The sequence below is a fragment of the Streptomyces sp. NPDC059355 genome (genome assembly GCF_042752335.1).
GTDB lineage: Bacteria > Actinomycetota > Actinomycetes > Streptomycetales > Streptomycetaceae > Streptomyces.
The window spans coordinates 296803-321530 of sequence record NZ_JBHYXN010000002.1 but is presented as its reverse complement, the minus strand read 5'-3'; the positions used below and the strand labels follow the sequence as shown (position 1 = coordinate 321530).

The 24728-nt window shown below is 71.3% G+C and carries 24 protein-coding genes and 1 pseudogene; 15 read left to right on the top strand and 10 right to left on the bottom strand.

The annotated features are described in order from the left end of the window. From ACFXGI_RS03625 to ACFXGI_RS03610, 4 genes are all read left to right on the top strand, one after another. On the top strand, nt 1-353 hold a 353-nt coding region (locus ACFXGI_RS03625), incomplete at its 5' end, for a Dyp-type peroxidase (RefSeq protein ID WP_384702672.1). A 22-nt stretch (nt 354-375) separates the two neighbouring features. Further along, on the top strand, nt 376-1221 hold the full coding sequence (gene efeU, locus ACFXGI_RS03620; RefSeq protein WP_384702669.1) for an iron uptake transporter permease EfeU: 846 nt from the start codon (nt 376-378) through the stop codon (nt 1219-1221). 33 nt (nt 1222-1254) lie between these two features. After that, nucleotides 1255-1917, top strand: a complete 663-nt coding sequence (locus ACFXGI_RS03615) for a response regulator transcription factor (protein WP_384702666.1) — start codon at nt 1255-1257, stop codon at nt 1915-1917. Next, entirely contained in the window at nt 1914-3290 is a 1377-nt protein-coding gene (locus ACFXGI_RS03610) for a sensor histidine kinase (RefSeq protein WP_384702663.1), read from the top strand. Before ACFXGI_RS03615 ends, ACFXGI_RS03610 begins: the two co-directional genes overlap by 4 nt. Here ACFXGI_RS03610 and ACFXGI_RS03605 read toward each other — a convergent pair. Continuing rightward, entirely contained in the window at nt 3271-4083 is an 813-nt protein-coding gene (locus ACFXGI_RS03605; RefSeq protein WP_384702660.1) for a hypothetical protein, read from the bottom strand. The two genes, ACFXGI_RS03610 and ACFXGI_RS03605, sit on opposite strands and share 20 nt — an antisense overlap. A gap of 499 nt (nt 4084-4582) precedes the next feature. Between ACFXGI_RS03605 and ACFXGI_RS03600 the strand changes: the two genes are divergently transcribed. Next, complete coding sequence (locus ACFXGI_RS03600) at nt 4583-5368, top strand: hypothetical protein (protein ID WP_384702657.1); 786 nt, start codon at nt 4583-4585, stop codon at nt 5366-5368. Nucleotides 5369-5396: 28 nt separating this feature from the next. Here ACFXGI_RS03600 and ACFXGI_RS03595 read toward each other — a convergent pair whose 3' ends face one another. Next, nucleotides 5397-6689, bottom strand: a complete 1293-nt coding sequence (locus tag ACFXGI_RS03595) for a histidine kinase dimerization/phospho-acceptor domain-containing protein (RefSeq protein ID WP_384702654.1) — start codon at nt 6687-6689, stop codon at nt 5397-5399. Between the two features lie 112 nt (nt 6690-6801). On the opposite strand from ACFXGI_RS03595, the gene ACFXGI_RS03590 reads away from it, so the two are divergent. Genes ACFXGI_RS03590 through ACFXGI_RS03565 form a run of 6 tightly spaced genes read left to right on the top strand, consistent with a single transcriptional unit; the run spans nt 6802 to nt 12523 of the window. Further along, complete coding sequence (locus ACFXGI_RS03590) at nt 6802-7404, top strand: hypothetical protein (protein ID WP_384702651.1); 603 nt, start codon at nt 6802-6804, stop codon at nt 7402-7404. Then, complete coding sequence (locus tag ACFXGI_RS03585) at nt 7404-8102, top strand: ABC transporter ATP-binding protein (protein ID WP_384702648.1); 699 nt, start codon at nt 7404-7406, stop codon at nt 8100-8102. Before ACFXGI_RS03590 ends, ACFXGI_RS03585 begins: the two co-directional genes overlap by 1 nt. After that, nucleotides 8099-8797 carry an ABC transporter ATP-binding protein gene (locus tag ACFXGI_RS03580; protein ID WP_384702645.1) on the top strand — a complete coding sequence of 233 codons (699 nt, stop codon included), beginning with the start codon at nt 8099-8101 and terminating at the stop codon, nt 8795-8797. Before ACFXGI_RS03585 ends, ACFXGI_RS03580 begins: the two co-directional genes overlap by 4 nt. Further along, nucleotides 8794-9105 (top strand): hypothetical protein, encoded by a 312-nt coding sequence (locus ACFXGI_RS03575; RefSeq protein WP_384702642.1) that lies wholly within the window; start codon nt 8794-8796, stop codon nt 9103-9105. Before ACFXGI_RS03580 ends, ACFXGI_RS03575 begins: the two co-directional genes overlap by 4 nt. After that, nucleotides 9102-11762: an ABC transporter permease gene (locus tag ACFXGI_RS03570; RefSeq protein WP_384702639.1), complete on the top strand. Its 2661-nt coding sequence runs from the start codon at nt 9102-9104 to the stop codon at nt 11760-11762. Before ACFXGI_RS03575 ends, ACFXGI_RS03570 begins: the two co-directional genes overlap by 4 nt. Nucleotides 11763-11782: 20 nt before the next feature. Continuing rightward, nucleotides 11783-12523: a response regulator transcription factor gene (locus ACFXGI_RS03565; protein WP_384702636.1), complete on the top strand. Its 741-nt coding sequence runs from the start codon at nt 11783-11785 to the stop codon at nt 12521-12523. Nucleotides 12524-12823: 300 nt separating this feature from the next. Here ACFXGI_RS03565 and ACFXGI_RS03560 read toward each other — a convergent pair whose 3' ends face one another. From ACFXGI_RS03560 to ACFXGI_RS03545, 4 genes are all read right to left on the bottom strand, one after another. Then, a complete protein-coding gene (locus tag ACFXGI_RS03560) occupies nt 12824-13951 on the bottom strand; it encodes a tetratricopeptide repeat protein (protein WP_384702631.1) in 1128 nt (375 codons plus the stop codon). Then, nucleotides 13951-15012, bottom strand: coding sequence for a tetratricopeptide repeat protein (locus ACFXGI_RS03555; protein WP_384702628.1), 1062 nt, complete (start codon nt 15010-15012; stop codon nt 13951-13953). The genes ACFXGI_RS03560 and ACFXGI_RS03555 overlap by 1 nt, the downstream gene beginning before the upstream one ends. Next, nucleotides 15009-16268: an ATP-binding protein gene (locus ACFXGI_RS03550; protein WP_384702627.1), complete on the bottom strand. Its 1260-nt coding sequence runs from the start codon at nt 16266-16268 to the stop codon at nt 15009-15011. Before ACFXGI_RS03550 ends, ACFXGI_RS03555 begins: the two co-directional genes overlap by 4 nt. A 367-nt stretch (nt 16269-16635) precedes the next feature. Beyond that, nucleotides 16636-17361 carry a LysR family transcriptional regulator gene (locus ACFXGI_RS03545; protein ID WP_384702624.1) on the bottom strand — a complete coding sequence of 242 codons (726 nt, stop codon included), beginning with the start codon at nt 17359-17361 and terminating at the stop codon, nt 16636-16638. A gap of 348 nt (nt 17362-17709) precedes the next feature. Here ACFXGI_RS03545 and ACFXGI_RS03540 point away from each other — a divergent pair, with 348 nt between their 5' ends. Next, on the top strand, nt 17710-18567 hold the full coding sequence (locus ACFXGI_RS03540; RefSeq protein WP_384702621.1) for an MBL fold metallo-hydrolase: 858 nt from the start codon (nt 17710-17712) through the stop codon (nt 18565-18567). A 170-nt stretch (nt 18568-18737) separates the two neighbouring features. Beyond that, complete coding sequence (locus ACFXGI_RS03535; protein WP_384702716.1) at nt 18738-19394, top strand: hypothetical protein; 657 nt, start codon at nt 18738-18740, stop codon at nt 19392-19394. Nucleotides 19395-19732: 338 nt separating this feature from the next. On the opposite strand, the pseudogene ACFXGI_RS03530 reads toward ACFXGI_RS03535, so the two are convergent. The 4 genes and pseudogenes from ACFXGI_RS03530 to ACFXGI_RS03515 all read right to left on the bottom strand — a co-directional run. Beyond that, nucleotides 19733-20285, bottom strand: a pseudogene (locus ACFXGI_RS03530) (MATE family efflux transporter); the annotation flags it as partial. 630 nt (nt 20286-20915) lie between these two features. Then, the gene (locus ACFXGI_RS03525) at nt 20916-21758 is read right to left on the bottom strand and encodes a sensor histidine kinase (protein WP_384702619.1); all 843 of its coding nucleotides are present in this window, start codon (nt 21756-21758) and stop codon (nt 20916-20918) included. Beyond that, nucleotides 21679-22338: a hypothetical protein gene (locus tag ACFXGI_RS03520; protein WP_384702616.1), complete on the bottom strand. Its 660-nt coding sequence runs from the start codon at nt 22336-22338 to the stop codon at nt 21679-21681. The genes ACFXGI_RS03525 and ACFXGI_RS03520 overlap by 80 nt, the downstream gene beginning before the upstream one ends. Further along, entirely contained in the window at nt 22331-23008 is a 678-nt protein-coding gene (locus ACFXGI_RS03515; protein WP_384702613.1) for a response regulator transcription factor, read from the bottom strand. The genes ACFXGI_RS03520 and ACFXGI_RS03515 overlap by 8 nt, the downstream gene beginning before the upstream one ends. A gap of 155 nt (nt 23009-23163) precedes the next feature. On the opposite strand from ACFXGI_RS03515, the gene ACFXGI_RS03510 reads away from it, so the two are divergent. Both ACFXGI_RS03510 and ACFXGI_RS03505 read left to right on the top strand, forming a co-directional pair. Further along, the gene (locus tag ACFXGI_RS03510; RefSeq protein WP_384702610.1) at nt 23164-23730 is read left to right on the top strand and encodes a hypothetical protein; all 567 of its coding nucleotides are present in this window, start codon (nt 23164-23166) and stop codon (nt 23728-23730) included. Nucleotides 23731-23871: 141 nt separating this feature from the next. Next, nucleotides 23872-24591: a hypothetical protein gene (locus ACFXGI_RS03505; RefSeq protein ID WP_384702607.1), complete on the top strand. Its 720-nt coding sequence runs from the start codon at nt 23872-23874 to the stop codon at nt 24589-24591. Nucleotides 24592-24728: the final 137 nt, after the last annotated feature.

The window sequence follows — 24728 nt, the reverse complement described above, 5'->3', positions numbered from 1 at the left end:
GCGAGGGCGCTCCGGTCGGCAAGTCGAAGGAGCGCGACGAGCCGTTCCTGAAGGCGATGAAGCCGCAGGCGCACGTCCGCCTCGCGCACCCGGACTCCAACGACGGTGCCACGATCCTGCGCCGCGGCTACTCCTTCACCGACGGATCGGACGGGCTGGGCCGGCTCGACGCGGGCCTGTTCTTCCTCGCCTACCAGCGCGACGTCCGCAAGGGCTTCATCCCGATCCAGCGGCAGCTAGCGAAGAACGACGCGCTCAACGAATACATCCAGCACGTGGGTTCGGCCGTCTTCGCCGTCCCGCCGGGCGTCCGCGACAAGGACGACTGGTGGGGCCGGACCCTGTTCACGTGACCACCGGAAGGAACCCCACGCCGTGTTCGGCAACTACCTGATCGGACTCCGCGAAGGGCTGGAAGCCAGCCTCGTCGTCTGCATCCTCATCGCCTACCTGGTCAAGACCGACCACAGGGACAGGCTTGCGCCCGTCTGGCTCGGCATCGGCCTGGCCGTCACTCTCTCCCTGGGCTTCGGCGCCGCCCTCCAGTTCGGCTCCTCCACCCTCACCTTCCAGGCCCAGGAACTGCTCGGCGGCAGCCTGTCCATCATCTCGGTCGGCCTGGTGACGTGGATGGTCTTCTGGATGAAGCGCACCGCCCGGAACCTGAAATCTGCTCTTCAGGGCCAGCTCGACGCGGCGCTCGCCGTGGGCACCGGAGCGCTGGTCTTCACCGCCTTCATGGCCGTCGGCCGGGAAGGACTGGAGACCTCGCTGTTCATCTGGACGGCCGTCCAAGCCACGGGTGACGGCGTTCGGCCCCTGGTAGGTGCGGTGCTCGGGCTGCTGACCTCGGTCGTGCTGGGCTGGCTCTTCTACCGGGGCGCGCTGAAGATCAACCTGGCGAAGTTCTTCACCTGGACCGGTGCCATGCTGGTCGTCGTCGCCGCAGGAGTCCTCGCGTACGGCTTCCACGACCTCCAGGAAGGCGAATTCCTGCCCGGTCTGCACACCCTCGCCTTCGACATCAGCACGACCATCCCCTCGGACAGCTGGTACGGAACCCTCCTCAAGGGAGTGTTCAACTTCCAGCCCAACCCGACCGCCCTCCAGGTCACCGCGTGGTGCCTCTACCTCGTTCCGGTGATGGCCCTCTTCCTCGCACCTGCGCGCAGGACCACCCCCGCCGCCGACGCGGAGGCAAAGACGGCGAAGACCGGCTGACTTCCGGCGCGTCCCCGAAGAACAGAGGCCCGTATGAGCGGACACGTCCTGGTCGTCGAGGACGACCACCGGCTGCGCAACGTCCTGCTGCGCGGCCTGCGCGAGGAGGGTTTCGAGACCACCCCGGCGCAGGACGGCGCCGCGGCACTGCGACTGGCCGTGGCCGGCGTCGACGCCGTGGTCCTGGACATCGGCCTGCCCGACGCGGACGGCCGCGACGTGTGCCAGGCGCTGCGCGCCAACGGGTTCGACCGCCCGGTGATCTTCCTGACCGCCCGTCATCACCTCACGGATCGGCTCAGCGGGTTCTCCGCGGGAGGCGATGACTACCTCGCCAAACCCTTCCACCTCGCCGAACTGGCCGCCCGACTCCGGGCCGCCGTCAAACGCAGCCCCCCGGCCTCCCCCGTCACCGGGGGAGAGGTGGTGCTGGATGCCGTCCGCCACACCTGCACCGTACGAGGCGTACCGCTGAGCCTGACCCCGACCGAATTCCGGATCCTGGCCGCCCTGCTCGCCGCTGCCGGGGACCTGGTCCCCCGGCGGGATCTGGTGCGCGCCGGCTGGCCGGAAGGCGCCCAGGTCAGCGACAACACCCTTGACCAGTACCTGACCCGGCTCCGTCGCAGACTCCGGGAGGCGGGCAGCGCCCTCACCCTGGGCACCTCCCGCGGCGTAGGGCACCGGCTGTCATGAGAGTGGTCCGAGTCGGAGCGAGGCCGACGACCCTGCGCGGACGGCTCTCCCTGCTCGCGGTCGCGACCGCGGCCGTCGTGATGGCGGTGTTCACCATCGCCTTCAATGCGTTCGTGCACCAGCACCTGGCCCGCCAGGCGGACGACCAGCTACGGGCCCGGGCCTCCGCCGTCGCCGCCACCGTCGACACCAGCGGTCCCGCGCTGCGCGTCCTGGAGACCCCGCAGGAGGACCTCCTCGACACCAACGCCTGGATCTACCAGGGGACCAGCCTGGTCGAGCAGCCTCCGTCCGCCCGGGCGGACAGCCCCGCCACCCGCGCGGCCGGCCGTCTCGCAGCGCACGGCGGCGCCCGGTGCACCACCACCCCGCACGACGCGGCGGACATCCGGCTCTGCGCCCGGCCGGTGCCCTCCCCAGGCGGCCGCGAGAGGGCCGTGACCGTGGTCACCGCGCTCGACCTCACTCCGTACCGCGCATCGGGCGACACCCTGCTGATGGCATCCCTTGCGCTGGACGCCGTCATGCTCCTCTGCACGTACGCGGTCACCCGACTCGCCGTCGGCCGGGCCCTGCGACCCGTCCGCACGATGACCGACCAGGCCGCCCAATGGAGCGCGACCGCCTCGGAAGAACGCTTCAGCGGTGTGCCACGGCCCGCCGAACTCGCCCGGCTGGGTGCCTCGCTGGATGCCTTCCTCGACCGGATCCGGGCAGCCCTGCGCCACGAACAGCAGCTCACCAGCGAGTTGTCGCACGAACTGCGCAACCCGCTGGCCACCATCGTCGCCGAACTCGACTGGTGGCGGTCCCGCCCCCGCAGCGAGAACGAGACGGCCATCGTGCAGCGGGCCATCGGCGATGCGGCCAGGGCCATGCGGACCATCTGCGACACCCTCCTCGCCGAAGCCCGCGAGGAGGCCGGCAGGGCGCCCGGCACCACCGCCGTGCTTCCCGTCCTGAACGCCCTGGTCGACCGCACCGCCCCGGACACCGTCTCGGTCCGTGTCGTGACCCCCGACGAGGCCGGGGAGCTGACCGCCGGGGTGCCCGCCGCCGTCCTGGACCGGATCGTCAGCCCCTTGCTGGACAACGCGCTGCGCCATGCGGCGACAGCGGTCGACCTCCGCGCGTTCCGGGAGCCGGGCCGTGTCCGCATCGAAGTGGGTGACGACGGCCCCGGCGTTCCCGAATGCTTCCGTGCCCACCTGTTCCAGCCCGGTCGCCGGGCCGATCCGGGCGACGGCCACGACGGGGCGGGTCTGGGGCTGCCGCTTGCCCGGCGCCTGGCCCGCTCCGCGGGCGGCGAGGTGGAACTCGGGGAACAGAGCGGCGGGGGAGCGGTGTTCGTGGTCAGGCTGCCGGCCGGCTGAAGCCGTCCCGGTCGGCGGCGTCCTTGCGGGTGAGGGTGAGGAAGACGACCAGCACGAGGATCACCACCAGGAAGAGGGCACTGGTGACGACGGTTCCCAGCCCGAGGCCGCCGTCGTCGGGCGTCTGGGAGAGGTAGTCGCCCAGCGAGGCGCCGAGCGGGCGGGTGAGGACGTACGCGGTCCAGAAGCCCCACACCGCATCCAGGCCGATGGCGTGCGCGAGCCACACGGCGCCGATCGCCAGCGCGAATACGGCCGCCGAAAGCGAGTAGCCGAGGGGCAGCTGTTCCGCGACCAGGTCTCCTGCCGCCGTGCCCAGAGCGAAGGTGAACAGCACGGCCGCCCAGTAGAAGGCCTCCCGGCGCATGGTGTCGATGCTGCGGATCGACAGGGTCCGCTCGGTCCGGTACCAGGCGAGGAAGACGAGGCCCAGGGCCACGGCGAATACCGTGGTGGTGGCCTCCAGCGCCACGCCCAGGTTGTCCGTCAGGTTGTCGCTGATCAGGGTTCCCACCACGCTGACCAGCACGACAACCAGCCAGTAGACGCTCGGCCGGTAGGCGGTGACCCGGAACTGGATGACCAGCGCCAGAACCAGGAGCGCACTCATCACGATCGAAGTGCCGGTCAGGCCCAACCCCATGTGTGCGTTGAGGAAGTCGGCGGCCGTCTCCCCCGCGGTCGTGCACAGGATCTTGATGACCCAGAAGTAGAGCGTGACCTCGGGCACCTTGTTCCGGCGCAGTGCCCGGTCACGGGTGGCGCCGGGTCGGCTGTATGTCTCGGATGTCATGGCAGCAGACCGTGCCACGGGAAACCTGAACACATCCTGAGCGCGCCGACCGACATGGCTCGGTTCCTGTTCGGCCGCGTCGCCGGGTCTCTGCTGCGACCGGACGCACGGGCACGAGCCTGCGTGACGCTGGCGGGCGGGATGGACAACAGCAGCGCGGGCGCGGTCCTCATCGGTGCGGTGCTGCCCGATCGGCCCCACGTCCTGCTGCCTGTGCCGGCGTACGGCCTGCTGCAGAAGCCGGCCGCTCGGCGCGCCGTACGCCCGCCCCGTCGGAGGGCGCGGACCGGGCGGCGGGGCTCCCGCCAGGATCGTCTACAGTTCTGTAGACATTGGCTCGGGTGGCGTGCCCGCCCCGGGATTCCCGGAGGATGACGCCTGCCCCGATGCCAGCATCAGCGGCACGGCGCCGCAGCCGGCGCCGGGAGGGTGGACGTAGATGGTCGGGGCGGACAGCAGGACAAGGGCACGGCGGAGCTCGGGCGTACCGCAGCAGGGGGTGACACACCGCACTCGGCAGGAGGTGGCCCTCTCGAAGGTCCCCGAGGTCACCGCGTGGTTCTGGACGGTGAAGATCCTCACGACCGGCATGGGAGAGACCGCGTCCGACTTCCTGGCGAGGACGCTGGGCCCGGTGCCGGCCGGCTGCCTCGGACTCGCCGGACTGGGATCGCTTCTGATCCTGCAGTTCTGGTCGGCGCGCTACAGGCCCTGGCTCTACTGGTCGGCGATCGTCATGGTCAGCGTCTTCGGCACGATGGCCGCCGATGTCGTCCACGTCATCGCCGGCATTCCCTACACGGTGTCGGCCGTGGGCTTCGCCCTCGCCCTCGCCGCCGTCCTGACCCTCTGGTACGCCACCGAACGGACCCTCTCCATCCACAGCATCCACACCACCCGCAGGGAGTTGTTCTACTGGGCGACGGTGCTCACCACCTTCGCCCTGGGCACCGCGGTGGGCGACCTCACGGCCGGGACCCTGCACCTGGGCTACCTGCCCTCCGGTCTTCTCTTCGCAGCCCTGATCGCCCTGCCGGTGTTGGGCCGCCGCTTCCTCGGGCTGAACGCGGTGGCCGCGTTCTGGGCCGCTTACATCCTCACCCGGCCGCTCGGCGCCTCGTTCGCGGACTGGATGGGCGTCCCCGCCACGCGCGAGGGCCTCGGCTGGGGGACCGGCCCGGTCAGCCTCGCTCTGCTGGTCCCGATCGCCGCGTTCGTCGGATACCTCCAGGTGAGCCGTGCCGACACGCCCGTGCCGTCGGATCCCGCCGGACAGCCGGTCTGAGCCACGCCGAGCCGGGCACGGCGGCACGTCAGCCCGGCGCGCCGGGCAGGAGCAGGGTGAACGTGGTCGGCTCGGTGCCGCGCAGGCTGAGCCTTCCCCCTGCCGCCTCCGCGAGCTCCCGGGCCACCGCCAGGCCGATCCCGGTTCCGGAGCCGCCCGTGCCGCCGCGCGCGAAGACCGTCCCGGGGTCGAGCGTGAGTGTCCCCTCGTCGGCCACGTCGACCGCTACCGCCCCGGCCGCCTCACGGGCGGTTACCGAGGTCGAACCCCGGCCGTGGCGCAGGGCGTTGTCGATGAGGACGTCGAGGATCTGTGCCGTGGTGCGGCCGGGTACCTCGAAGGCCCCGGCCCCCGGCTGCGAGCGGACCTCCAGCCGCCGGCCGGCGGCGGCGAGCGCACCGTGCCAGCGCGACTCCGCCCTTTCGAGCACCCGGACGAGAGCCTCACGGGGGAGCGGGGGCTCACCTTCGGATCCGGACCGGGCCAGTCGCAGCACCTCCTCGACGGTCTCCTCCAGATGGCGTGCCGTCTCCAGAGCCTCCCGCAGTGCCGGGTGCAGGTCCGAGCCCGGCGGGAGCTGCCGGGCGGCCTCCAGGCCGAGCTGCAGCCCGGTCAGGGGAGTGCGCAGTTGGTGCGAGGCGTTGGCGCTGAAGTCGCGCTCCCGGCGCAGGAGCTGGGTCAGTCGCTCGACCATGGAGTTCTGGCTGCGTGCCAGCTGGTCCAGTTCGGTGATCCCGCAGGGCGCTGCCCGGGCGCCGAGGTCGCCGTCGGCGATCGCACGGGCCGTACGGGAGAGTTCCTCCACCGGAGCGCTCAGCGCGCGGGCCTGTCGGCGTGCCACCAGAACCGCCGTGGCCAGTGCTGCCAGGGTCACTCCGAGGAGCAGCGCCCAGGCCCACAGCACCCGCGTCCAGACCGATCGTGCGGGGACCGTGGCCCGTACCACCGCGATCACCTTCTCGGCGGAGACCACCGGGACGGCGACGACCAGATCGGCCCCGGTGCGGCCGCTGACGGCCCTGCCTCCGGCAGCCTCACGGGTCACCCGGTCGGCGACCGGTCCGCCGCCGCCCGCGCGCAGCCGCGACGAGAGGTCGTACACCCCCAGCGTCCCGCCCGGCCTGGGCGGTGACAGCTCGAGCGTGTCGCCGGAAGCGAACTCCGGCCCCACCGTGACCGTCGCGGCCAGAGCCGTACGCTCCAGGGCGCCGCGTTCGTCCTCGAAGAAGGACCGGTGGATGACCCAGGCGAGCGGCCCGGCCAGCAGGACGAGGGCCACCAGCACGGCGGACACCGCGACACGCACCACACGCTGCCTCATGCGCCCATCATGGCGCCCGGCATCCGGTTTTGCCGTCGTCTAACCGCTGCCACCCCGGCGCTTCACCTCCCGCTGCCTAGCGTGGAAGACACCTCGTCCTGCGGAGGTCCTCATGAACGTGCGCGGCACACTCGTCCCCTGTGCGGGGGGAGTCCTCCTCCTCACCGCGGTCCTCGCCGGATGCGGCGCGTCCGGCTCCGCCACGGCCGCCGGCCCGAAGCCGCCGCCTCCCGCCCCCGCCGAGTCCAACCCGCCCGGGGACATCCCCGACAACCAGGCCTACGTGGCCTTCCAGCCGCCCGGCGCGGGGTTCACCGTCAACGTGCCCGAGGGCTGGGCGCGCACTACCACCGGCCCCTTCACCACCTTCACCGACAAGCTGAACCGCATCGAAGTGTCCGAGCACCCTGCCGCGAAGCCGCCCACCCCCGCCTCGGTGACTGCGGGGGACGTGCCGCCGCTGGCCAGGACAGTCCCCGCCTTCGCACCAGGCAAGGCCACCGAAGTCAGCCGGAAGGCCGGCACTGCCGTCCTGTACACCTACCAGGGCAATTCGGCGGCTGACCCGGTCACGGGCAAGGCCGTCCGTGACGCCTTCGAGCGGTACGTCTTCCACCACCAGGGCCGTGACGTCGTCGTCACGCTCTCGGGGCCGGTCAATGCCGACAACGTCGACCCCTGGCGGACCGTCACCGACTCGCTGAGGTGGCGCTGATGGACGTGGTCACGGTCAGCGCGGGCACCGCACCTGCCCTCGATGCTCGCGAGCTGTACCGCTTCTACCGTGCCGGGGAAGAGGAGACCCTCGCCCTGCGCGGAGTGTCCCTCACGGTGGCCCCGGGAGAGCTCGTGGCCGTGGTCGGCCCCTCGGGCTCGGGGAAGTCCACGCTGCTGGCCTGCCTCGCGGGCCTCGACGAGCCAGCCGGCGGGTCCGTACGGATAGCGGGAGAGCGGATCAGCCACCGCCCGGAGGCGGAGCGGGCCGCGATCCGGGCCCGCCGGATCGGCATCCTCCTCCAGACGGAGAACCTGATCGCCCACCTCGACGTGGCACGCAACATCCGCCTCGCCCGCACGGCCGCCGGCCGCCACGGCACCCCGGCACAGGACATCGACGTACTCCTCGACCAGGTGGGCCTCCTCGGCCGGGCCCGCGCTTTGCCCCGCGAACTGGCGGGCGGAGAACTGGCCCGCGCCGCACTGGCCGTGGCCCTGGCCAACGATCCGGACCTGCTGCTCGCCGACGAGCCCACGGGAGAGCTCGACGGGAGCACCGAACACCGCGTCCTGGAACTGCTGAGGGCCCGAGGGAGCGACGGACGGCGGGGCGTGCTGCTCGTCACCCACAGCACTGCCGTCACAGGGGGCGCCGACCGGGTCCTGACCCTCCGCGACGGCAGGCTCCGGCCATGACCGGCCGGGCGCTCGTCATCTGCCGGGAGGCCGGGCGGACGTACGGGCGAGGCCCCGCGGCGGTGGTAGCCGTACACGGTACGAACTGCCAGGTGCACGCCCACGACCGGATCGCCGTCATGGGTCCCTCGGGGTCGGGGAAGTCCACGCTGCTCCACCTGATGGCCGGACTGGAACAGCCGACCGGCGGCGAGGTGGTGTGGCCCTGGTACGCGGATGCCGCCGACCCGCAGGCTTGGGTACGGGCGAGGGCGATGGCCATCGGGGTCGTCTTCCAGAGCCCCAGCCTCATCGCCACCCTGGACGTCGCCGAGAACACCGGCCTTCCGCTGGTGCTGGCCGGCGAGAGCGCCGACCTCGCTCGTGTGCGGGCGCTCGCAGCCCTGGACCGCGTCGGCGTCGCCGACCTCGCCGACAGGCTGCCCGACGACATCTCGGGAGGCCAGGCACAGCGTGTCGCGGTCGCCCGGGTCCTGGCCCTGCGACCCCGTCTCGTACTGGCCGACGAACCGACCGGCCGTCTCGACCGCACCACGGGCCGCCACGTCGTGGACGTCCTGCTGGCGGCGGTGGACGAGATCGGCGCGGCCCTGGTGGTGAGCACCCACGACCCGGCCGTCGGGGAACGTCTGCGCACTCACTGGACCATGCGCGACGGCCGACTCCACCTCCACCCGGACGGAAGCACACCGTGAACACCGACCGACTGGCAGCCAGGGGCCGGCGTTGCCGCGCCCCCCTCACCTCGGTCGCCCTCTTCCTCGCCCTCGCCGCCGTGCTCTTCGCAGTGCTGCCCCACTTCGTCTTGGCCGACGAACCGGCGGGACGGAGCCACCACGCCATCGTCGGGCGCATCGCCGACGTCCTCGGGGACACGGTTCCCGAGACAGGGGCCGAAGGCCCGGCACCCCGGCACACCCGGGGAGTCGGCGGACCCCCACAAGCCGCCCGGACGGTGAGCGACGGATACCCGACCACCGCCGGCAGAGGAGGCACACCGTGATCACCGCCTGGCTGGCCGGCCTGCTCCGGCACCGCGGCGGCAGGCTCCTCGTGGCCGCACTGACCGTAGCGCTGGCCGTCGCACTCATGGCCGCACTCGGCACGTTCCTGACCGCCTCCCGCTCGACGATGACCGCGCGGGCCGCGAGGTCCGTCGCCGTCGACTGGCAGGTGCAGCTCCAGCCCACCGCGCAGCCCGCCACCGTGCTCGACACGATCCGCCACACCCCAGGGATCCGCACCGCACTGCCCGTCACCTACACCCGCAGTACCGGTTTCCAGACGAAGGCCGCAGGTTCCGTACAGACCACCGGCGACGGCGTGGTGCTCGGCATCCCCGACGGCTATCGCACCGCCTTCCCGGGCGAGATACGGCCGCTGACCGGCGCCCGGGAAGGAGTCCTCCTCGCCCAGCAGACCGCCGCCAACCTGCACGCCGCACCCGGCGACACCGTACGCATCACGCTGCCGGGTACGGACGACACCACCGTCACGGTCGCCGGAGTCGTCGACCTGCCCCAGGCCGACTCCCTGTTCCAGAAGGTCGGTGCCCCGCCGCAGTCACAACCCGCCGCCCCGCCCGACAACGTCGTGCTCCTGCCCGCCGCCCTGTTCGACTCCCTCACCGCGCGCGCCCGGGCCCAGGATCCCGCCGCCGTCACCACACAGGTGCACGCGGCCCGGGACACCAGCCTGCCCGCCGACCCCGCCGCCGCTTTCGCCGCCGTCACAGGAGCCTCCCACCATCTCGAAGCACGCCTTTCCGGAGCCGTCCAGGTCGGCGACAACCTCGGCGCGGCCCTGGATGCCGCGCGCCAGGACGCCTCGTACGCCCAGCTGCTCTTCCTGTTCCTCGGAGCCCCCGGCGTGGCCCTCGCAGCCCTTCTCACCTCCGCCCTGGTCAGCGCCGGAGCGGACCGCCGCCGCCGGGAGCAGGCCCTGCTGCGCACCCGCGGCCTCGACCGGCGCCGGGTCGCCGCGCTCGCCGCGGTGGAGGCCGGCGTAATCGGCCTGGGCGGCGGCCTGCTCGGCATCGCCCTCGCGGCCCTGGCGGGCCGGATCGCCTTCGGCCGGGCATCGTTCGGGGCCGCCGGCCTCGTACCGCTGCGGTGGTCTCTCATCGCCTTCGCCGTCGGTGTGGTCGTCGCCGCCGTGACCGTCCTGCTGCCCGCCATCCACGACCAGCGCACCACCACGGTCACCGCCGCACGCCGCAGTCACCCCTCAACCAGTACCCCACTGTGGCAGCGCACCGGACTCGACTTCATCCTGCTCGCGGTCGCGCTCCTCCTCTTCCGCGCCGCCGCCGGCAACCAGTACGCCCTGGTGCTCGCCCCCGAAGGAGTGGCGAGCATCTCCGTGTCCTACTGGGCGTTCCTCGGCCCCGCGCTGCTCTGGCTGGGATCAGCGCTGCTCCTGCGGCGGCTGATGACGTACGCCTTCGCCCACGGACGGCGCCCGCTCACGCTCCTGGTCCGGCCGCTGACCGGCACCCTCGCCGCCGCGACGGCATCCGGCATGGCCCGCCAGCGCAGCGTCCTGGCCCGCTCCGTGATCCTCCTCGCCCTCGCCGTGTCGTTCGCACTCTCCACCGCCGTCTTCAACGACACCTACCGCCACCAGGCAGAGGTGGACGCCCAGCTCACCAACGGCGCAGACGTCACCGTCACCCAGCCACCCGGCGCGGCAACCGGCCCCGACTCCGGGCACGTGCTGGCGGCCGTCCCCGGAGTGCGCCACGTCGAACCCCTGCAACACCGCTTCGCCTACGTCGGATCCGACCTCCAGGACCTGTACGGCGTCAACCCCGCCACCATCACCTCCGCAACCGCGCTCCAGGACACCTACTTCGCGGGCGGCAGCGCCCGGAGCCTCCTGGACAAGCTCGCGACCCGACCCGACTCGGTCCTCGTCAGCGAGGAGACGGTGAAGGACTTCCAGCTCACGCCGGGCGACCGCCTCAACCTGCGCCTCCAGGACAGCCGGACCAAGCAGCTGAGCACGGTGCGGTTCCACTACGCGGGCGTCGTCAAGGAGTTCCCGACCGCCCCCAAGGACAGCTTCTTCGTCGCCAACGCCGCGTACGTCGCCCGCGAGACCGGAAGCGACGCCGTCGGTGCGTTCCTCGTCGACACCGGCGGCGTACACCAGCAGGCAGTCGCCGCCCGGCTGCGCGAACGACTGGGCGCCACGGCCACGGTCACGGACCTCACCCAGACCCGATCCGCCGTCGGCTCCAGCCTCACTTCGGTCGACCTCTCAGGACTGACCCGGATCGAACTCGGGTTCGCCGTGGCTCTGGCGGCAGGCGCCGGAGGAGTGGTACTCGCCCTCGGTCTGACCGAGCGCCGCCGTACTCTCGCCTTGGCGAGCGTTCTCGGCGCCACCCGTGACCAGCTGCGCGGCATGGTCCTGGCCGAGGCGGCCACCGTCGCACTCTTCGGCCTCGCAGGGGGCGCCCTCATCGGCTGGGCCCTCGCACAGATGCTTGCAAAGGTCCTCACCGGGGTGTTCGACCCGCCTCCCTCCTCCCTGTCCCTCCCCTGGCCGTACATGGCCCTGACCCTGCTCGCGACGCTCTCGGCCCTTACTGCCGCAGCCCTGCACGCCGCCCGCGGTTCCGGGCGTCCTGCCGTCGAAGAACTCCGCGAACCGTGACCAGCCCATAACCTCGAGCCATGAGCACCGGTACCGCAGGGCGCCCGCCCACCGCCCTGGTCATCGAGGACGACGACACCATCGGCCGCCACCTGGAGAGCGGGCTGCGCGGCAACGGCTACAGCACCACCTGGTGCCGTACCGGTTCGGCAGGCCTGACTGCCGCCCACCGCGACCTGCCCGACCTCGTCCTCCTCGACCTGGGTCTGCCCGACCTGGACGGGATCGACCTCGCCCGCCGCCTTCGCGAGGATTTCCCGGACCTGTTGATCGTTATCCTCACCGCCCGCACCGACGAGATCGACGTGATCGCCGGACTGGACGCGGGGGCCGACGACTACCTGGTCAAGCCCTTCAGCATGACTGTCCTACTCGCCCGCCTACGGGCCCACCTGCGCCGCAGACCTCCCTCCGAGGCTCAGCAGGAGAGCGAGCCCATCCGGCTGGGCGACCTCACGGTCGATGCGTCGGCCCGGCGCGTATTGGTCGCCGAGCAGGAAGTCCCCTTGAGAACGAAGGAGTTCGAACTTCTCGCCGAACTCGCCCGCCATCAGGGGAGCGCGGTCTCCCGGGAGACCTTGATGGCGCGGGTGTGGGACGAGAACTGGTTCGGCCCGACCAAGACCCTCGACGTCACCATGGCCTCCCTCCGTCGCCGCCTCCACACGGCGGAGGCCACGGCATCGCGCACCGTCCACCTCCCGCAGATCACGACACTCCGCGGCCACGGCTACCGACTCGACCCGGCGCCTTCTCCATGACCCGACAACGGGCTTCATCGCTAGGGGAGAAGCCGAGCCTCTCGGGGGAGTAGCCGACCAAGCTGTTGTTGTGCGGAGGCGGCGTCTGCGCGGGCCGTGGACAGGAGGTGGGGGAACCGTCCGGCTGCTTCGGCATTCCACCAGCAGCGGCCGGCTTGGCGGACACCGCCCGGGTATTGGGCCCGGAGGAGGTGCTGGGCCGGTCACGGCAGATCGATCCCCTCACGCCCGTCGTAAGCGACGACCTACGGCCCGGTCATGGAGGCAGCGATGCCGGTCACCATTGCGCGCCCCTGCCTCCTACGGCTTCGGCGCGCGCTGCTGGAGGGCGGTATGGCCGGCCACGGACATGACGAGTGCGAAGAAGAACAGCGGAATCGCGAGCGCGCTGAACAAGGCGCTGCGCCACAACACCAGGGCCAAGACCGGGTGGACGATGAGCAGCGCGATGGCGAACGCCATCCCGAGGACCGGACGGCAGCCGCGCGACACCAGCAGGAGGGGACGGCGCAGGTGGGGCGGGACCCGCCGGGTCTGCCACAGCAGCCAGCCTCCCCAGCTGCCGACGAGCACGGCCGCGCACACCAGGTAGGTGACGAGGGCGTCGGTGCCGGCGGCGCCCGCGCGCAGGTGGGCGGAGCCGGACGCCGCCGCGACGATGCCGGCGAGGGCCACCCAGCGGGAGCCCGAGACCGCTCCCCAGGCCATGGTCTCCAGGTTGTGGCGGGCGTGGCGGTCGGTCAGGTTCAGGGCGGCGGCCTGGACGAAGCCCTCGGCGGCCCGGGTCCACGAGCCGGGGCTGAGCCAGCTGCGGCGCAGATGGAGCAGCGCGAGGTTGTTGTGGGCGCTGCTGCTGTCCGGGTTGAGGTGCAGCGCCGCTTCGTAGGCCTGCTGGGCGACGCGGTGGTTGCCGGCGTGGTGTGCGGTCAGGCCGACGAGGAAGTACGCGTCGCTTTCCTCGGGGGCGAGGGCGGCGGCCGTGCGGGCCGACTCGTGTGCGGCCCGCGTGCGTTTCATGCGGACGGCGCGGTCGAGGACGCTGCGGAGTGTGTAGTGGGTCCCCCGGTACTGCGGGGCGCCGGCGCGGTCGAGGACGATGCCGAGGGTGTAGTGGCTCGCCCAGAACTGCGGGGCGAGTTCGACGGCGCGCCGGGCAGAGCCCTCGGCCTGCTTGTACTCCCGCAGGGAGAGCAGGACGTGGGTGTGCATCAGCCAGGCGCTCACCGACTCGGGCGCGACGCGCAGGGCCTGTTCGACGGTGGTGAGCGCCTGCTGTTCGTCGCCGAGGCCGTGCCGGCAGCGGGCGAGCAGCACGAGTGCGGTGGCGTCGTCGGGGTGGCCGGCGAGGTGCTGTGCGGCGAGTGCGGAGGCCTGCTCGTAGCGCCCCAGGTCGAAGAGGGCGTCGGCCTGTTGCAGGGCCCGGCTCATCAGACCTTGTCCCGGTCGTGGGTGATGCTGAGCAGGTTCGGTACGAGTGCCAGCCAGAACAGGACCTGAGGGACGGTGCGCTCGCTCCACGGAAGAGCCACGAGCAGCAGCGCGCACAGGGTGGCCCAGATGGCCTGGCCGAGCACGACCCTGGGCCAGAACGAGCGGCGCACGAGCGCGAACACGGTGAGCCGTGCCCCGGTCCGCAGCCGACGGTAGCGGCGCCAGGCGCCGAAGCCCCACACCACGGCCATCAGGGTCAGCGCCCACAGCCGGGTGCCGAGATGGACGGGCAGCTCCTTCGCCTCGGCCCCGGTGGGGAAGACGTCGACGGTGACGGCGGCCATGACCAGACAGAGCAGGGCTAGCCATCGGGTGCCGCGCAGCATCCGGTAGACGGCCCTGTCGAGGTCGGAGCGGAGTGACTCGGAGTCGGGGGCGGCGGCGAGTGCGCCGGCGTAGAGGTCGGCGGCCCGGGCGGCGGACGTGCCGGGCTTGCGGGCCTCGCGCCCGGTGACCTCGGTGACGGCGAGCTGGTCGGTCGGGTCGATGCGCGGGAGCTGCCGCACGGACTCCTGCACCAGGTCGGAGCGGCTGTTGAACGCGGCGACCTTGTACATGGTGTGCCACGTGTCGACGACGTCGGGGCCGAGCCGTACGGCCTCCTGGGCCTCCTGGAGCGCTTCCTCCTTCGTCCCCACGAAGATCAGCATCTCGGCACGCTGGGCACGCGGGCCCCAGAGTTGCGGTGCGAGGCGGATGGCCTCGCGCTGCGACTGCTCGGCCTCGGGCAGCCGGCTCATCCTGCGCAGGGCGAATCCGCGCATGAAGTGGCCGTCGGCGAGCTCGGGTTCGAGCTTCAGCGCCTGGTCGGCGGCGTCGAGCCCCTCCTCGTTGCGGCCGAGACCGGTGAGACAGCGGGCGCGCACGGTCCACGCCTCGTGGTCGTCGGGTGCCTCGGCGAGACGCCGGTCGAGGAGGGCGAGGGCCTCCTCGTGCCGCTTCATGCCGTAGAGCTGGAGGGCCTGTTCGACCCGCGGGTGCAGGGATGTTCCACTCACAGCTTGCGCTTCTTCTTCAGGTAGGTGACCAGGTCGTCGTAGACACCGCCGTCGTTGGCGAACATGGCGACGTTGCGGGCGGAGGCGAACCAGGATTCGCTGGACGGCTTGATCTGTTTGGCGGCGTTCAGGAGGTCCTTGGTGCCGATCATGCGGATGCTGCCGGAACGGGCGGAGTCCAGGAGCGCGTACTCGGCCGCGCTCTCGCAGACATGGGCGAGATCGGCGCCCGAGAAGTCCTCGGTGACCTTGACGATCTTGCCGAGATCGACGGACTCGATGGGGCGCTCGCGCAGGTGGTAGCGGAGGATCGACTCCCGGGCCGGGGCGTCGGGCGGCAGCACGAGCAGGGTGCGGTCCAGGCGGCCGGGGCGGCGCAGGGCGAGGTCCACGTCCCAGGGGACGTTGGTTGCGGCGAGCACGAAGACGCCCTCGTTCTGTGCGGCGTTGATGCCGTCGAGTTCGGTGAGGAGCTGGTTGACGACGTTGCGCAGACCACTGTGGTGCGTACGCGAGCGCTTGGCGCCGAGCGCGTCCAGCTCGTCGAGGAAGACCACGCAGGGCGCCTGGCGGCGGGCGGTCTCGAAGATGTGGTGGACGTTCTTCTCCGAGGTGCCGATGTACATGTCGAGGATGTCGGAGAGCGAGACCGACATGAAACCGGCTCCGAGTTCGCCGGCGACGGCCCGCGCGATGAACGTCTTGCCGCAGCCGGGCGGGCCGTAGAGGAGCAGGCCGCCGCGGAGCGACTTGCCGTACAGCCTGCGGAGTTCAGGGTTGCGCATCGGGGCGAGGAAGGCGGCTTCGAGCCGGTCCTTGACCTCCTGCATGCCGCCGACGTCGGCGAGGCGTACGTCGCCGGGGGCGTCGATGTCCCAGGCGGACGCATCGGCCGGGTCGCCGCTGCCGTCCGAGGTCAGGGGGGCCTCGGTGGCGTCGCCCGCGTCGGCGGGGTCGGTGGGGTCGGCGGCGAAGCGGGGGCCGACGACGTCGGCTACTTCCTGCTCGGCGGCGGCCCAGTTGAAGCCGGGGGGCTGGGTGCCGACCGCAGGCAGTTGCATGGCGCGGACCATCAGGTCCCGTACGGCTTGGTCGCCCGGCGCGTGCTGCAGCGCGACCGCGGCTTGCGCGACGGCCTCGTCGTGCCTCCCCTCCGAGAGGAGAAGTTCGGTGAAGTGCAGCCGCAGGGGCACGTCTTCGGGAGCGGCGGCGACAGCGGCCCGCAGGCTACGGATGAGGGGTGACTCGTCGGACATGGGGTCAGCCTAGAAACCGGCCCGCGGCTCTCGTTCACCGGGTGGGGGGCGAGATCGACAGGCGCGGGGTGCGCGTTGGTCCGGCGGCATCCGGCCTGCTGCCGGCCCGCCTGCCGCCGGCAGTGCCGCGTAGCCGGCGATCGCTCCGAGCGGACGGCCCACCACGACGCTGCGGGGCTGGGCGAGCGGGAGGGTGCGTTGCTGCTTCCAGTGCCCCGTGCCCCGCGCCCCGGAAGGAGAGCTGGCGGCCAGCCGTCCCGAGCCCCGGAGCGGACCCGTACGTGAAGGACTGGAGCCTGCGTGGCCGCCCCGGCACCCGGTGTGCCGTTGCCGAGTGGGAGGACAGGCGGTCTCGACTCGCGCTCGCTCAGTGGCGGTAGGTGGCCGTCGCGGTGTGGACGAACGAGCGGATCAGTGGGGTCGGGCCGCCCGCGTTCCACGCCGCCACCACACGGCTCGGAGCCATGTCGGTCACCGGAACCACGGTCAGCCCCCCGGGTGGGTGGTGTCCGAGCGGGGTCATACCGACCGTGCGGTTCCAGAGCACGGCTTGTAGGCATTCCAGTACGACTGCCAGAGCGGGTCGGCCGTCCGGGAACCGGAACCAGCGGCGGTCGGCCAGATCGGCCGGCATCAGACGGTCGCGCCGGGCCAGCGGATCGTCGGCCCGGAGCACCGCGCCCACCGGATCGGCGCTCAACTCGCGTACCACCAGGCTGGTTTCGTCGAACGGTGTACGGGTCAGGGCGACGTCGACGAGTCCGGCCCGCAGCCCGCAGGTCGGGTCGGCCAGGTCGGCTTCGCGGATGCGGACCTCGGTGCCGGGGTGCTGCCGGCGGTACGTGGCGGCCGGCCGCGTCGCACCCCGGTCGGTGGTGTCGCCCAGGATGCCGACGGTGAGGGTCCCGGCGCCGGCCGCAGCGGCGACGCGCAGGCGCACCAGGTGGGCCTGGGCGAGGAGGCCGCGCCCCTCGTCCAGGAGTGCCGCCCCGGCCGGGGTCGGCGTGACGCCCGTGGGGGAGCGGTGCAGCAGTACGGCACCGAGGTCGGTTTCGAGCTGCTTGATCGCCCGGCTCAGCGGCGGCTGGCTCATGTGCAGCCGGGTGGCGTCACCTCCGCCGCCGCCCGCCAGGTCGCCCGCCTCACCCCGGGGGATCCCCCCGGATCCTGGCCGCCCTGTCCGCACCTGCCGGCGGCGGCATCCACACCCCGGTCCTGGGCTTCGCCCTGGCCACCGGCATCGTCCGCGCGCGCGACGGCACCCTGGACCTGCCCAACGGCCTGGCGCGGACTCGCGAACCCGGATTCTCTACGTCACCGGTCCTGGGCATCCTCAACGGCCCCGGCGAGGTCGCCGTGAGCCGGCCCGTACCTCAATGGAAGGCCCGATACCCCAGGGGTATCGGGCCTTCCATACAGGTATTGGACACTCGGATTCGTCGTGCCGGACGATATCCGCATGTCATCTCTTCCCATGCCTTCGCCTTGGGCGGGGCCTCTCCCCGAGGCCGCGCCGCCATCAGAAATGGCTATATACCAACTGCCCACGGGGACCTACGAAACCAGAGCGGTCTTCGCGTTCAAAGGTGGATCGCTCAGCGACAAACGTCCTTTCGCTGCGACATCGGTCCTGGTGCAACACCCGCAGGGTGATCTGCTGATCGATGCGGGATTTGGCTCTCAGGTTGCGGCGCACATTCAGACTCTCCCGCGAATCGAGCGAGCTCCGTACCGGTTGGCCAGCACCGTGAGCGAGCAGCTCAAAGCCAGTGGCTACGACCAAAGTGGGCTCTGTGGCGTACTTGTGACCCACTCTCACTGGGATCACGTCAGCGGTCTCGGTGATCTCCGGACGCCTATCTTGATCAACGAGGGTGAACTACGATATGCGAGCGAAGATAAAGGCGGGAGGGTGTTCCGCGAGGTCTCCGCAGGTCACAAGATTAACCAATATCAATTCAACGACGGACCCTATCTCGGATTTTCGTCGAGCTTCGATATGTACGGCGATGGCTCAGTCGTCGTCGTCCCCGCCAGAGGCCACACGACTGGCTCCGTGATCACCTTCGTCACTCTGCCGTCCGGTAAGCGGTACGCCTTCATCGGTGACCTGACGTGGCAACTCGATGGCATCCGCCGTCGGGCCGAGCGGCCACTCCTGCTGCGCTTTCTCGCCGACACCGATCCCAAGCTGGTGCGTGAGGACATGCTTCGAATGATTGCGCTCGCGGACACCATGCAAATCGTCCCGGCCCACGACGTCACTGCATACGACGGGATCCCACTGCTGCCCACCTGATCCGCGCCGGTTGCGCCCCGCCCGAGCACGTTTGCCACCGTCACCCCCGCCTTGGTTCGTCCGGGATCCGTCTATCCGGGGCCGCGGGTGCTGCGGAGGGCACTCGATTGGGTCAAGCCGCAGCCAAGACCACGCGTCGTAAGAGATCGGCGTTCAGTGAAGTGCTCAACATGGCTGTGGAGAACGGCTACTTCGTCGACAACCCGCTTGCGGGGATCAGGTGGAACGCTCCGTCGGTCGAGGGTGAGGCCGACCCGGCTTCTGTACCCGATCCTCTTCAGGTCGCTCGCTCGCTGTCGGCAGTGGGGCAACAGCGGGGCCGTGGCCCTCATCTCGAGGCGTTCTTCGGCTGCATGTACTTTGCGGCCATGCGGCCGGCTGAGGTGATTCACCTTCGTCGCGAGCAGTGCCACTTGCCCGAGACGGGCTGGGGTTTGCTCAACCTGACAGGTGGCGTCGTCACGGCGGGCAAGGACTGGACGGACGACGGTGAGGTCTACGAAGTCCACTCGCTCAAGCGTCGTGCCGCGACGGCGACCCGACCTGTACCCATTCCGCCGCAGTTCGTCCGCGTCCTGCGTGCCCACGTCGAGCGCTTCGGTGCCGCCCCGGACGGGCGGCTGTTCCAGAACCAGGCAGGCAACCACTCGGGTGTCGACCGGAACAGCCGGTCTGGAGTGGGAAGGGCGCGGGAGGAACTGGGAGGACCAGGAAAAGCCGATGTCCGCGTCGAGCGGGTCGAGCCGACGGCGCCTGACGGGCAAAAGCCCAGGTCAGGCGCCGTTTTTTCTCGCTTCTGGAAGAAGCCGAGCCGTTTCGGCGAGTAGGAGACGAGGAGATGCTTCGTCTGCTGGTGGTACAGCAGCTGCATCCACATTGAACTGCGAAAACGACAGTTCGGATGGCTGCTTGGAGAGGGTTGGTCTGGAATTGGTCCGGATCTTGGTGCGTGTGGTGTCTGGGGGCGGCTGGAAGCGGGTGTGATGGGACGCGGTGGGAGCGACCGGGAGCGGGGCGGGCCACGTTCGTCGCTCGCGCCCACCCAGGCCTGCCCGTGCAGCTTTGCTCCTCTGGAGGACGTCGTACTTGTACACCCCGGCACAGGAGGTGGGGCTGGTTTCGGGGTGCGCGCGTACGGGTGGGTGTCAGAAGGTGTACTGGCGCACAGGAGGGCCGCTGTGGTGGCGAGGCTGGTGAGGAGGCCGAGCCAGATGCCGAGGGTGTCGAGTCCGAGTGCGTACGCCAGGACCCACGAGGCGGGCAGGCCCACGGCCCAGTAGCCGATGAGGGTGATGCGGAAGCCGCTCTTGGTGTCGTCGAGGCCGCGCAGGAGTCCGACGCCGATGTTCTGGGCGCAGTCGAAGAACTGGAGGAACGCGGTGACGAGGAGGAGGTGGGTGGCGATGGTGAGGGTCTGGTCGGTGCTGGAGTCCAGGAACGGGGCCAGGACCAGGTCTGGGATGGTGACGTACGGAACGCCGACGACGGCCATGGCGGCCGCGGTGCAGGCGAGGGCTGTGTTCTTGATGCGGCGGGCGTCGTCGTGACGGCCGAGGGCCAGCGCGCGGCTGATGTTGATCGAGGCGGTGGGACAGGTCGACGGCCACCTGGAAGACGATGTAGACGAGCTGGTTGACGGCGGTGTGCGCGGTGAGCGATCCGGCCCCGAAGGAGCCGATCATCAGCGCGGTGAGGGAGAAGAAGCCGGCCTCGGTCCCGTTCCAGCCCTGCCGGCCGATCGGCTCGAATCCCCGCCGCTCGATACGCATCAATCACACCCCGCCGGGACATTCCGCATCCGGGGGAGCGGCCGATCCGTTTCGCTTGCGCCGACGGGGCGCCGCCGATTCCCAGGTTGCCCCGGTGTGATGAGGTCTGCCAGGATCGATGCTGACTTTCCTGGCTATTCGTCAGAACATCTCACCGGGAGGTTGTTCTCCTCGCTGACCGTGGCCGACGTCGTTCGCCGTAGGCCCGCGTTCCGCCTCGATGGCCCGCTGGAGGAGCTCACGGACGACGCCGCGGGGCAGACCATTTGTGTGCATGGTCCACAGAGACGGGCGCTGATGCTCCCGCCGCCCTAGGGGTCCGGAAGGGGACCGGGCCTGGAAGAGAGCCTTGCGGGCCGTGCGGCGGAAGGTGGGCATGCCCGCCTCCTGGCTGCTCGCGTTCCCGTCGGTGGCGAGACCCGCCGACTGTGGCTCGCTTGCTCATCGGCCTTGCCACCACCGCGCTTCTGCTCCTGCGCCGCTCCGGCCGGGCCCTGAACCAAGTCGTGCCGCTCTGGTGGCGGTCGGAGGCTGACCGCGCAGAGTTAATGGTCCGCCGACGGCGCCCCCGCCCCCGCGCTATCCCCGGGGGTAGGCGATGAGATGGGTGCGAAAGGTGGTGCCGTCTGATGTGTCCTGGACGGTGATGCTGCCGCCGTGTAGAGCCGCGATGTCCAGGGCGATGGACAGGCCGAGACCGGTGCCGCCGTCGTCTCGGCTGCGGGCATCGTCGAGACGTGTGAACCGTTCAAAGATCTTCTCACGGTCGGCGGCAGCGATCGGGGGGCCGTCGTTCGTGACGTCCAGGACGGCGTTGCCGGTCACCGGGTCTGCCGTCAGCCGCACGGTGACGGAGTGTCGGGCGTGGCGCTGGGCATTGTCCAGGAGGTTGGTCAGAAGGCGGCCGAGCCACAGTGCGTTGCCGGAGACGATGATGTCGCCGGAAGTGTGCAGGGCGATCGCACGGGGGTCCGTCGAACGTGCTGCCACGGTGGCGCGGACGAGTTCGGTGAGGTCGACGGGTTCGCCGGGGCGGCTCTGCCCGGTGGCGTCGAGGCGGGCGAGGAGGAGCAGGTCGGCGGAGAGCGCTTGCAGGCGTTCGGTGTCCTGGAGGGCGCCCTCCACCAGGGTGTCGCGCACCTTCGGGTCGGGGTGGGTGTGCGCGATTTCCAGCTGGGTCCGGAGTACCGCGAGGGGGCTGCGCAGTTCGTGAGAGGCATCGGCGATGAACCGGCGCTGCCGGATCCCCGCGGCCTCCAGCCGTTCCAGCATGGCGTTCATGGTCTCGGCGAGGCGGGCGATCTCGTCGTCGCCGCGCGGGGCGGGGACCCGGCGGTCCAGATCACGGTCGCTGATCGCGGCGACCTCGGCGCGGATGGCCTCGACGGGCCGCAGCGCCCGGCCGGTCGTACGCCAGGTCAAGGCGCCGACGGTGAGTGTCGGCTGTGCGCAGCGAGGCGCCGACGTGAATGGTCACCGGTCCGGTGGGGGTGGCGGTGGTGGCGGTGGTGACGCGCTGGCCGTGCTCGTCGCCGAGGGCGTCGAGGTTGTACGTCCGGTGGCCCTCGTGGGTGCCGGTGGGGGCGAGGGCGGGGCGGCCGGTGAGGTTCTGGCTCTGCGCGAGCACCTTTCCGTGGGCGTCGACGACCTGGATGAAGTCGGTTCCGGGGCCGAGCGGCAGTTGCGCGGTGAGGCGGCCGGTGGCGGCGAGGTGCGAGACGGCCTGGGTCTCCTCGCGGGCCCCGGTCTCCACGGTGCGTTCCAGGTTGACGCGCAACAGCATCTGGACGACGGCCGACGCGGCGAGCATGACGACGGCGACGCTCACACATGCGGCGAGGGTGGTACGGGTACGGACCGAGCGCGGCGCCAGCCGCCGGATCAGGCCGGCCGCCCGGGGATGACGAGCCAGCGGGCGCAGCAGGGCACCGGCCCGACGCCGTGCGCCGTGGACGATCCGGACGAGCCCGGTCCTGGGCGCGATCGGTTGCGGCTCAGCCACCGTCGGCTGCCAGCCGGTATCCGGCGCCGCGGACGGTCTGCACCGCGGCCCGCCCGAAGGGGGCGTCGATCTTGCGCCGCAGGCCGCTCACGTGAACCTCGACGGTGTTGGGGTCGCTGTCCGTGTTGCTGTCCCAGACCTCGTCCAGGATCTCGCGCTTGGACACGGCCTCACCGGCCCGTCGGGCGAGGTGGTCCAGGACGGCGAACTCGCGCGGGGTGAGGGGGACGGGTACGCCGCCGCGGCTGCAGGTGCGGGCGGCGGAGTCGACGACGAGGTCGCCCAGCACGGTGCGCTGCGGGGCCCGGCTGCCGATGCGGCGGGCCAGCGCACGCAGTCGGGCGACGAGCACCACGAAGGAGAACGGCTTGGAGAGGTAGTCGTCGGCACCGGTGTCCAGCGCCTCTGCCTCGTCCCACTCGCCGTCCTTGGCGGTGAGCATGAGGATGCCGACATTGCTGCCGCAGGCCCGTAGACGCGAGCACACACGGTAGCCGTTCAGTCCGGGCAGCATGATGTCGAGCACCACCACGTCGTAGGTGCGATCGGTGGCCTTGGCGAACCCGGCCAGGCCGTCGTGAGCGACGTCCACGCTGAATCCCTCAGCGGTCAGCCCGTGCTGAAGCGCCAGGGCCATTCGGCGCTCATCCTCCACCACCAGTACACGCATGCCCCCAGAGTGGCACGCCGTGGAACCGCCAACCTGAAGGAGCCTTCAGGTCTTCAGCGTCCCTTCAGCGTGCCCGAACCATGCTGTGCCCGGATGTCCGGGCGCAGGGCTCCGGAACTTTCCTAGAGGTAGGGGTGGTCACAGTGAGTGAATTCGTGGGTGAGTCCGTGGGCGTAGGCGAGCCGCAGGAGCAGACGGGTCAGGGTGGCCCCGGCACGACGCCGAAGAAGCCGGCCGGGCGTCGGCCGCGTGGCCGCAGAGCGCGATGGGCTGCGGTCGGCGCCGCGGCCGTGGTGGTGATCGGCGGCGGCGCGGCCGCGGCGGCCATCCACCACCACGAGGAAGAGGGACGCGGCGAGCACAAGGTGGCGTCCGCCGGAGAGCACGAGCGTCACGACGAGTCGCGAGAAGACTCCGAGGGCCGCGACGGGCACGACGGCCGGCGCACGGATGGCGAGCGCGGCACCCACGCCGATGACTCCCGTGGCCCCTCGACCGGCGCAGCCCCGGCCCCGCTGCCCTCGCTCTCCGCGGCGGACGCCGTGAACAAGGCCGCTGCGGCGGTCAACGACGGCAAGGTCGAGTCGCTGGCACCGGTCACCGAGCAGGGCGGCGGCCGGGCCTGGCGGGTCGTCGTCGTCGGACCCGACGGAGTGCGGCACGTGGTGACCGTCGACGGCACCAGCGGCACGCTGACCGGCAACACCGTTCTGGGCGGCTGAACCGGACCGACCGAAGCGGCGCGGCCCCGGCCGCGCCGCGCAGAAAGGAGTGCCGCCGTCCTGGGCGCCACGACAACCCCTGGGGCGCACCGCCGCACCCAGGCCCAGGCCTTTCGCTCCGCTGCGGGCAAGGTCCCCGAGGTGACCGCGGTGTTCTGGATCGTCAAGATCCTCACCACCGGCATGGGCGAGACCACCTCCGATTACCTCGCCCGCGCCCTCGGGCCCGTTTTGGCGGTTGCCGCGGCCGGTCTGTTGTTGGTCACCGCCCTGGTCGCGCAGGCCCGCACACGCCGTTACGTCCCGGCCGTGTACTGGTCCGCCGTGGTCATGGTCAGCGTCTTCGGGACCATGGCCGCCGACGTCGCGCACGTCGCCCTCGGCGTTCCCTACACCGTTTCCGCGCTGGCGTTCGTCTCGACCCTGGCCCTTGTCTTCGTGGTCTGGCGGCGGGCCGAGGGCGCCCTCGCGGTGGAGACGGTGGCCGGCGGACGCCGCGAGGTCTTCTACTGGACCGTGGTCATGGCCACCTTCGCCCTTGGCACGGCCGTCGGCGACCTGACCGCGGCGACCCCGGGCTGGGGATACCTGCCCTCCGGGCTGCTGTTCGCCGCCCTGATCGCCCTGCCGGCGCTCGCCCACCGGCTGTTCGCCCTCCCGCCCGTGCTCGGCTTCTGGTGGGCGTACGTGCTCACCCGGCCGCTCGGCGCCTCCTTCGCGGACTGGGCCGGCGTCGGCGCCGAGCGCGGCGGCCTCGGGCTGGGCACCGGGCCGGTCAGCCTGGTCCTCGCCGTGATCATCGTCGTCGTGGTCCTGTGGCTGAGCGGCGCCGACCGCCGCGCGACACGGTCACTGTCCTGATGCCCGGTCCCCTGTCGCCGTACTCGACTGAATGCACCATCGAGGACGGCGACAGGTGCATTGCGGCCGCCATGCCCGTTGAGATGGTCAGGATGCATTCAGGTTCCCGGTGGCACAGTCGGGCCGCATGACCTACG

What these genes read in the sequence shown, in the direction of transcription:
- ACFXGI_RS03615 (WP_384702666.1), top strand. Translation starts at nt 1,255, where the DNA reads ATGAGCGGACACGTCCTGGTCGTCGAGGACGACCACCGGCTGCGCAAC.
- ACFXGI_RS03610 (WP_384702663.1), top strand. Translation starts at nt 1,914, where the DNA reads ATGAGAGTGGTCCGAGTCGGAGCGAGGCCGACGACCCTGCGCGGACGG.
- ACFXGI_RS03605 (WP_384702660.1), bottom strand. Translation starts at nt 4,083, where the DNA reads ATGACATCCGAGACATACAGCCGACCCGGCGCCACCCGTGACCGGGCA.
- ACFXGI_RS03595 (WP_384702654.1), bottom strand. Translation starts at nt 6,689, where the DNA reads ATGAGGCAGCGTGTGGTGCGTGTCGCGGTGTCCGCCGTGCTGGTGGCC.
- ACFXGI_RS03590 (WP_384702651.1), top strand. Translation starts at nt 6,802, where the DNA reads ATGAACGTGCGCGGCACACTCGTCCCCTGTGCGGGGGGAGTCCTCCTC.
- ACFXGI_RS03585 (WP_384702648.1), top strand. Translation starts at nt 7,404, where the DNA reads ATGGACGTGGTCACGGTCAGCGCGGGCACCGCACCTGCCCTCGATGCT.
- ACFXGI_RS03580 (WP_384702645.1), top strand. Translation starts at nt 8,099, where the DNA reads ATGACCGGCCGGGCGCTCGTCATCTGCCGGGAGGCCGGGCGGACGTAC.
- ACFXGI_RS03565 (WP_384702636.1), top strand. Translation starts at nt 11,783, where the DNA reads ATGAGCACCGGTACCGCAGGGCGCCCGCCCACCGCCCTGGTCATCGAG.
- ACFXGI_RS03560 (WP_384702631.1), bottom strand. Translation starts at nt 13,951, where the DNA reads ATGAGCCGGGCCCTGCAACAGGCCGACGCCCTCTTCGACCTGGGGCGC.
- ACFXGI_RS03550 (WP_384702627.1), bottom strand. Translation starts at nt 16,268, where the DNA reads ATGTCCGACGAGTCACCCCTCATCCGTAGCCTGCGGGCCGCTGTCGCC.
- ACFXGI_RS03545 (WP_384702624.1), bottom strand. Translation starts at nt 17,361, where the DNA reads ATGAGCCAGCCGCCGCTGAGCCGGGCGATCAAGCAGCTCGAAACCGAC.
- ACFXGI_RS03535 (WP_384702716.1), top strand. Translation starts at nt 18,738, where the DNA reads ATGGCTGTGGAGAACGGCTACTTCGTCGACAACCCGCTTGCGGGGATC.
- ACFXGI_RS03515 (WP_384702613.1), bottom strand. Translation starts at nt 23,008, where the DNA reads ATGCGTGTACTGGTGGTGGAGGATGAGCGCCGAATGGCCCTGGCGCTT.